5 protein-coding genes and 1 pseudogene are annotated in these 7,351 nt (G+C 62.2%); 5 read left to right on the forward strand and 1 reads right to left on the reverse strand.

Annotation, left to right across the window (positions count from 1 at the left end):
- Positions 1-202 precede the first annotated feature (202 nt).
- A complete protein-coding gene (locus QZ329_RS00860; RefSeq protein ID WP_295747335.1) occupies positions 203-1,987 on the reverse strand; it encodes a sigma-54-dependent transcriptional regulator in 1,785 nt (594 codons plus the stop codon).
- A 210-nt stretch (positions 1,988-2,197) separates the two neighbouring features.
- Between QZ329_RS00860 and QZ329_RS00865 the strand changes: the two genes are divergently transcribed.
- From QZ329_RS00865 to QZ329_RS00885, 5 genes and pseudogenes are all read left to right on the forward strand, one after another.
- Positions 2,198-3,502, forward strand: a complete 1,305-nt coding sequence (locus tag QZ329_RS00865) for a four-carbon acid sugar kinase family protein (protein WP_295747337.1) — start codon at positions 2,198-2,200, stop codon at positions 3,500-3,502.
- Entirely contained in the window at positions 3,496-4,650 is a 1,155-nt protein-coding gene (locus QZ329_RS00870) for an iron-containing alcohol dehydrogenase (protein ID WP_295747338.1), read from the forward strand. Before QZ329_RS00865 ends, QZ329_RS00870 begins: the two co-directional genes overlap by 7 nt.
- 27 nt (positions 4,651-4,677) lie before the next feature.
- The gene (gene dapA / locus QZ329_RS00875) at positions 4,678-5,589 is read left to right on the forward strand and encodes a 4-hydroxy-tetrahydrodipicolinate synthase (protein ID WP_295747340.1); all 912 of its coding nucleotides are present in this window, start codon (positions 4,678-4,680) and stop codon (positions 5,587-5,589) included.
- A gap of 60 nt (positions 5,590-5,649) precedes the next feature.
- On the forward strand, positions 5,650-6,729 hold the full coding sequence (gene pdxA / locus QZ329_RS00880) for a 4-hydroxythreonine-4-phosphate dehydrogenase PdxA (RefSeq protein WP_295747342.1): 1,080 nt from the start codon (positions 5,650-5,652) through the stop codon (positions 6,727-6,729).
- Positions 6,730-6,801: 72 nt separating this feature from the next.
- Positions 6,802-7,351 (forward strand): annotated as a pseudogene (locus QZ329_RS00885) (hypothetical protein); the annotation flags it as partial.

Genomic DNA, 7,351 nt, shown 5'->3' on the forward strand with positions numbered 1-7,351 from the left:
CGCCTCTATTTTAGATGTTGTGCCGGTTTTTCCTGGCGCGTCCTGATATAGAAACGCCTTGAGACAGACCTCTGTCCCAAGGCGTTCCGCATTCTTCGTTTCAGCGGGCGGTGAAGAGACCGCCGGCCGGACACACAATCCAGAACGGCGGCCAATGGCCGCCGTCCCTGCAAAATTCTTGAAAAACGACGTCCCACGGGCCTTATTTTTTCAAAAGCCGCCACAGCGTGGTCCGGCTGATGCCCAGGCGCTTTGCCGCGGCGGTCTGGTTGCCTCCGGTTTCCTCCAGCACCCGGAGGGCCACGTCCTGATTGATTTCCTCCAGCGTCCGGCCCAGGTCCAGGGGGACGGCGGCATTTTCCGCCCGGAAGGTGAAGACCCCCACGTGCCGCTCCTTCCGCAGAAGCTGGCGGACGCTGTCGGCGGTGATGGACTGCCCCGGCGCGGTGACGGCCAGGTCCCCCAGGACCCGGCGGAACTGTGTATAGTTGTGGGGCCACTGGAAGTTTTGCAGCAGGGCCATGGCTTCCGGCTCCACGCCCAGAATCTGCCGGGGCAGGTCTGCGTTCAGATAGCTCAGGGAGAGGTTGACCAGCGTGGGAATGCGCTCCGCCATCTGCCGCAGAGGGGGCAGGTAGAGGGAGAGGCAGCACAGCTTGTCGGTGAACAGGGAGCCCACGCTGGAGATATACTCCCCCGGCTGGCAGACGCAGGAGAAGATCACCCGGTTCCGCCGGCAGACGTCCATCTCCGCCAGGACGGCCAGCAGCTGCCGCCGCCGCTCCGGGGAGAGTACGTCGACGCTGGCGAAATACAGCGTGTTTCCCTCGTCGGAGAGGGGGGAGTTGTGGTGCTCCAAAAGAAAGGTCCAGCTCCGGTCGTTGAGGAGGCTGCAATTGATGGAGACCAGGGGGTTGTTCCGCAAAACGCTGCGCATATACAGCGCCCCCACCATGGACTCCTTGCCGGTGCCGTCCTCCCCGGTGACCATCACCGGGGCGCTGCTCTGGTTGATGCGGGCAATCTCCTCCCGGAAGTCGCCGATGGTGCCGGCGAAGCTGAAGATGCTGTCGTAAAAGGCGCTTTCCGCCTCCGGCCGGGTGGCGAACTCGATGCCCACCTGACTGGGGGAGAGGGGGGTTTTTCGGGCGTCCACGAAGAAAGCGGTATAGGGCTGCCCGCCGGAGCTGATCTGCCGGGCCCGGATAGAGTAGAGCATCCCGCCGAGATTGCGGACGATCCGCCGCTCCAGGTCCTTCTGGGATTCCGGCAATTCCCGCCGGAGGAGGTCCAGCAGTTCCGGCACCGGGTCGTTCAGCGTGGAGAGGAAGAGGCTTCCGGATTGGTCGAAGACCACCGTCTGACTGATTTGCCCTTGAATCAGCTCCCGGAGAAAGAGGTTCTCCTCCCGCAGGCGCTGCTGGCTGGCGCAGATGCGCAGAGCCTGCTCAAAGGCTTTCCGGATACTCTCCACAGAGGAGGTGACCAAAAAGACGTTCATCCCCAGGCGCTTGGCAGTGGTGTTGGCCAGCGTGTCGCAGAGAACGGCCTGACAGTGGTTCTGCTGGAGTTCCAGCAGAATGGGCTCCACCATGTCATGGGAGTGATAGGTGTGTACCTCCATGGCGTAATCCATGGCCTTGCAGAGAAGGCGGGCGTTTTCCGCAATGCTGGGGGCGGCGATAAAGGCGGTTTTGCCGTCCAGCCCCCCCGCCAGCTTCAGCGAGCAGAGAAGATCGTACATGGACACCTCGATCTCCACCACCGGGAGGGACAGGTCCCGGCGCAGCATGGAAGCGGTGTCTCCTCTGGAGATCACCACATCGTAATTTCCGTGGAAGTTGGCCCGGGCGATTTCCAGGCCCAGTTCCCGGTCGCCCACAAACAGGGTCAGGTCCATTTGGGGATATTCTTCCGCCAGATTGCTCATCAAAGTCTTCATTCCCTCGTAAGGGGCGATGCCCAGCACGCGAATTGGCGTATCCATAAGCCCTCCAAAACTGTTTAAATTTTAAACGCATTATACCAAACGCACAAAAAGAGTGCAAGCCTTTTTCGGCGTGTTTCAAAATTAAACGCTTTGGGAAGAAAAAAAGATTGCGCATCGCAGAAAATCTTTATAAAATAAGCCCAAAGAAACAAAGCTGATGTGGGAATTTTTGATAAAAACGCTGGCGCAAAAGATGGAAGAAGAAATATGTTTCAAAAATGGACATATGCGGGGTGCGGCATGGTCAAGCTCTTGATGATAGCGGATGATTTTACAGGCGCACTGGATACAGGCGTCCAGTTCGCGGTGCGCGGGGCGAGGACCTGTGTGGTGACGGACCCGGCCTACGACTTCTCCCGGACCGGAGAGGATATCCAGGTGCTGGTCCTGGACGCGGAGACCCGGCACCTGCCGCCGGAAGCGGCCTATGACACAGTGTTCCGGGCGGTAACGGACGCGCTGGAAGCCGGATTCACCCATGTTTACAAAAAAACGGATTCCGCCCTCCGGGGCAACGTCGGCGCGGAGCTGGGCGCGGTGCTGGACGCCGCCGGGGCGGAGAGCCTGACCTTCCTGCCAGCCCTTCCGAAGATGAAGCGGATCACCCGAAAGGGCGTGCATTACATTGACGGCGTGCCCGTGGCCGAGAGCGTCTTCGGCCAGGACCCCTTCGAGCCTGTGGCGGCTTCCTCGGTGGCGGAAATTCTGAGAGCGCAGACGGAAAAGCCGGCGGTGCTTCACGAACTGGGGGAGGAGGCGGCGGCAGGCCGCCCCGGCATCCAGATTTACGACGCGGAGACGGACCAGGACCTGCTGCGAATTGGCCGGAGTCTGGGCGGGGAGGGGCTGCGCCTCTGCGCCGGGTGCGCGGGCTTCGCGTCGGTGGTGGCGGAGCTGCTGGAGCTGGAGGGGACGCCTCCCGGGATGCCATACCTGGTTCCGGCGCTGTTCGTGGCCTGCGGCAGCGTGAACCCGGTGACGCTGCGGCAGATGGAGACTGCGGAGGCGGCGGGGTTCCCCCACGTTCACCTGACGCCGGTTCAGAAGCTGGAATCCGCCTGGAGGGAGACGCCGGAGTGCGCCGGAGTGGTGGCCTCCTGGCTGGAGACTGCGGAAAGAGAGCGGCGCTTCATTCTGGACGTCAACGATCCGGCGGACTGTGAGGACACCGTCCTCTATGCCAGAGAGCGGGGACTTACCACCGAGGAGCTCCGGGTCCGCATTTCGGACCAGTTGGGCCACTTGGTGCAGCGGCTGCTGGACGGGGGACTGGACGCCACGCTTCTCTGCACCGGCGGGGATACTCTGCTGGCCCTGACCAGGGCCGTGGGAGTGGCGGAGCTGTCGCCGGTGTGCGAGCTGGATACCGGCGCGGTGTTGACGGACTTTGTGTACCGCGGGAAGACGTATCATATCATTTCAAAATCCGGCGGCTTTGGGGAGCCAGACCTGTTTTGCAGGCTGGCGCGGTCCCTGGGCGCCGGAGATCAAGAGGAGGATGGAGTATGTTGACAAAGTATGAACTGAAAATGCCCCACGCCGTCTACAGCGGCGAGGACGCGCTGGGCCGGATTCCGGAGATTTTCGCGGCCAATGAGGTGAAGCGCCTGGTGGTCTTCACGGACAAGGGCATTGAGGGCGCGGGACTGCTGGAGTTCCCCATGGCCAAGGTCCGGGAGACCGGCGTGGAGACCGTGATTCTGGACGACCTGCCGGCGGAGCCCTCTTATATGGAGGCGCAGAAGCTGGTGGACCAGTGCAAGGACTGCGGCGCGGACTTCATCATGGCCGTGGGCGGCGGCAGCGTCATGGATACCGCCAAGCTGGCCAGCGTCCTGATGACCGACGAGTACGGCATCAAGGAACTGCTGGACGAGCCGGGCCGGGCACGGAAGTGCATGAAGACCCTGATGATTCCCACCACCGCAGGCACCGGCTCCGAGGCCACGCCCAACGCCATCGTGGCTGTGCCGGAGAAGCAGCTGAAAGTCGGCATCGTCAACACGGAGATGATCGCGGACTATGTCATTTTGGACGCGGTGATGATCAAGAAGCTGCCCCGGAAGATCGCCGCCGCCACCGGCGTGGACGCCCTGGCCCATGCCATTGAGTGCTACACCAGCAACAAGGCCAATCCCTTCAGCGACCTCTTCGCCCTCCAGGCCCTGGACATGATCCTGAACAGCATCGAGCGGGCCTGCGACGACCCGGAGGCCATGGACGCCAAAAACACTATGCTGCTTGCCAGCTTTTACGCCGGCGTGGCCATCACCGCCTCCGGCACCACCGCCGTCCACGCTTTAAGCTATCCCCTGGGCGGCAAGTACCACATCGCCCACGGCGTGTCCAACGCCATCCTCCTGGCTCCGGTGATGCGCTTCAACGAACCCGCCTGCCGTCCCCTGCTGGCCAAGGCCTATGACCGCTGCCTCAAGGGAGACGCCAAGACAGAGGAGGAAAAGAGCGCCGCCGTCATCCAGCGGCTGGAGGGCATTGTGAAGCACTTGGATATCCCCACCAGCCTCACAGAGTTCGGCGTGCCCAAGGAGGATCTGGAGGCCCTGGTTGCCTCCGGCATGGAGGTCACCCGCCTGCTGGTGAACAACATGCGTCCGGTTACGGCCGAGGACGCCCGGAACATCTACCAGGAAGTCCTGTAAAGGAATTTTAATAAGGAGAGTGCGAATATGGAGCAACTCGAGATCAAGGGCATCATTCCGCCGGTCATCACTCCCATGAATCCTGAGGACGAGAGCATCAACATCCCCGAGCTCCGCAACCAGATCGAGCGGCAGATCGCCGGCGGCGTTCACGGCATCTTCCCCTTCGGCACCAACGGCGAGGCCTATATCCTCAGCCTGAAGGAGAAGGAGGAGATTCTGGAGGCCACGGTGGACCAGGTGAAGGGCCGTATCCCCATCTACGCCGGAACCGGCTGCATCTCTACCCGGGACACCGTGTACATGAGCAAGCGGGCCGAGGAGATGGGGGCGGACGTGCTGTCCATCATCACGCCCAGCTTCGCCCTGGCCAGCCAGAAGGAGCTGTATGACCACTACTGCGAGGTGGCCAAGCACGTGAACATCCCCATTGTGCTCTATAACATCCCGGCCCGCACCGGCAACAAGCTCCTGCCGGAGACCGTGGCCAAGCTGGCGAAGGATGTGGACGTTATCCTGGGAGCCAAGGACTCCAGCGGCGACCTGGAGAACCTGAAAGCCTACATTCAGCTCACCCGTGATATCGGCAAGGACTTCGCCGTTCTGGCCGGAAACGACGGCAACATCCTCCCCTGCCTGAAGGCGGGCGGCGCCGGCGGCGTGGCCGGACGGGCCAACCTGTGGCCCAAGACCATCGCCTCCATCTACGACTATTTCGCCGCCGGCGACCTGGAGAAGGCCCAGGCGGCCCAGGATGCCATCGTTCCCCTCCAGCGGGTGTTCAAGTTCGGCAACCCCAACACCATCATCAAGAAGGCCGTGGCCCTGATGGGCTATCCCGTGGGCGACTGCCGCAAGCCCTTCAACTACCTCTGTGACGAGGGCGTGGAGGAGCTGAAAGCCGTTTTGAAAGAGAGCGGGGAAAAGGGTCTTTGCTAAGCGGCTGTCCCCGGCAAAGCCGGTATCATGCGCTATAAAAACTGAGGAGGTGCTGTTATTATGAATAAGCCTATCCTGGGGATCACCATGGGCGATCCCTTCGGCAACGGCCCTGAGATCACCGTCAAGGCCCTGGCGGACAAGGCGGTTTACGACCGCTGCCGTCCCCTGGTCATCGGCGACGTCAGCGCCATGGAGTACGCCGCCAAGGCGGCGAAGAAGGTCTCCGGCATCGACATGAAAATCCGGGGCATCCACTCCGTCAGCGAGGCCAGCTATGAGTACGGCGTCATCGACGTGTACGACCTGGGCATTGTGAAGGCGGAGGACATTCCCGGCGACCCGGAGAATCCAAAGCCCTTCGGCCTGGGGGCCACCGCCCTGGGCGGCGAGGCGGCCTTCCAGTACGTGAAGAAGGTCATCGAGCTGGCTCTGGCCGGCGAGGTGGACGCCACCATCACCAACGCCCTGAGCAAGGAAGCCATCAACATGGCGGACCACCACTACAGCGGCCACACCGAGATTTACGCCGACTACACCAAGACTTCCAAGTACACCATGATGCTGGCCCATGAGGAGCTCCGGGTGGTCCACGTCTCCACCCACGTCTCCCTGCGGGAGGCCTGCGACCGGGTGAAGAAGGACCGGGTGCTGGACGTCATCCGCATCGCCAACGAGGGCTGCAAGGCCATCGGCATCAAAGAGCCCAAGATCGCGGTGGCGGGCCTGAACCCCCACTGCGGTGAGAACGGCATGTTCGGCCGGGAGGAGATCGAGGAGATTCAGCCCGCCATCGACGCCGCCATGGCGGAGGGCATCATCATCCCCGAGAAGAAGCCCACTCCGCCGGACACCGTCTTCTCCAAGGCGCTGGGCGGCTGGTATGACATCGTGGTGGTCATGTATCACGACCAGGGCCACATCCCCCTGAAGGTCAAGGGCTTTGTCTACAACAAGGCCGAGGGCCACTGGGACGCCGTGGCCGGCGTGAACGTCACCCTGGGCCTGCCCATCATCCGAGCCAGCGTGGACCACGGCACGGGCTTTGGCCACGCGGGCGACGGCCACGCCAATGAGCTCAGCCTCGTCAACGCCATGGACTACGGCATCCGCATGGCCAACGCAAAGGCCGAAGAGTAAACCGTCTTTATCCGGCCCAATGCCGGTGAAGAATACGACTTTATCCACAAGTATCAGAAAGGAAGAAATGAAATGAAGAAAGTATTTGCTTTGCTCCTTACCCTGAGTCTGGTGCTGAGCCTGGCCGCCTGCGGCGGTGACAGCGGCAAGACCGACGCCCCCGCCGACAGCGGTTCTTCCGCCCCCGCGGACTCCGGCTCCTCCGCCCCTGCCGACAGCGGCAGCGACTCCGCCGATTTCTCCAGCGAGACCATTGTTTTCTCCTCCGACGCTGTGGGCTCCGGCTCTTACAACATCATTGTTGAAATGAGCAAGTACCTGGAAAACCAGGGCGGCTTCGGCCTGGTAGACGTGCAGCCCACCAACCCCGGCGGCATGGGCGCTCCTTATCTGTTCGCCGGCGGCGGCGTGGATCTGGCGTTCATCAACGCCGCTCCCGCCAAGTGGGCCCGGGAAGAGGGCACCCTGGGCAAGGCTCCCACCAGCGGCTACTCCGCCGTCATCGGCGGCCTGACCGCGGTGTGCTACATCAACTGCATCTCCAACGATTTCCTGACCAAGCACAATGTCTCCACCATCGAGGAGATCTTCGAGCAGAAGCTCCCCCTTCGCATCGGCTGCT

Source organism: uncultured Oscillibacter sp. (assembly GCF_910579365.1).
In the GTDB taxonomy this organism is placed as follows: Bacteria; Bacillota; Clostridia; order Oscillospirales; family Oscillospiraceae; genus Oscillibacter.

Excerpts from the sequence above, each read along its gene's own strand:
- QZ329_RS00860 (WP_295747335.1), bottom strand. The coding sequence starts at position 1,987 with ATGGATACGCCAATTCGCGTGCTGGGCATCGCCCCTTACGAGGGAATG.
- QZ329_RS00865 (WP_295747337.1), top strand. The coding sequence starts at position 2,198 with ATGTTTCAAAAATGGACATATGCGGGGTGCGGCATGGTCAAGCTCTTG.
- QZ329_RS00870 (WP_295747338.1), top strand. The coding sequence starts at position 3,496 with ATGTTGACAAAGTATGAACTGAAAATGCCCCACGCCGTCTACAGCGGC.
- dapA (WP_295747340.1), top strand. The coding sequence starts at position 4,678 with ATGGAGCAACTCGAGATCAAGGGCATCATTCCGCCGGTCATCACTCCC.
- pdxA (WP_295747342.1), top strand. The coding sequence starts at position 5,650 with ATGAATAAGCCTATCCTGGGGATCACCATGGGCGATCCCTTCGGCAAC.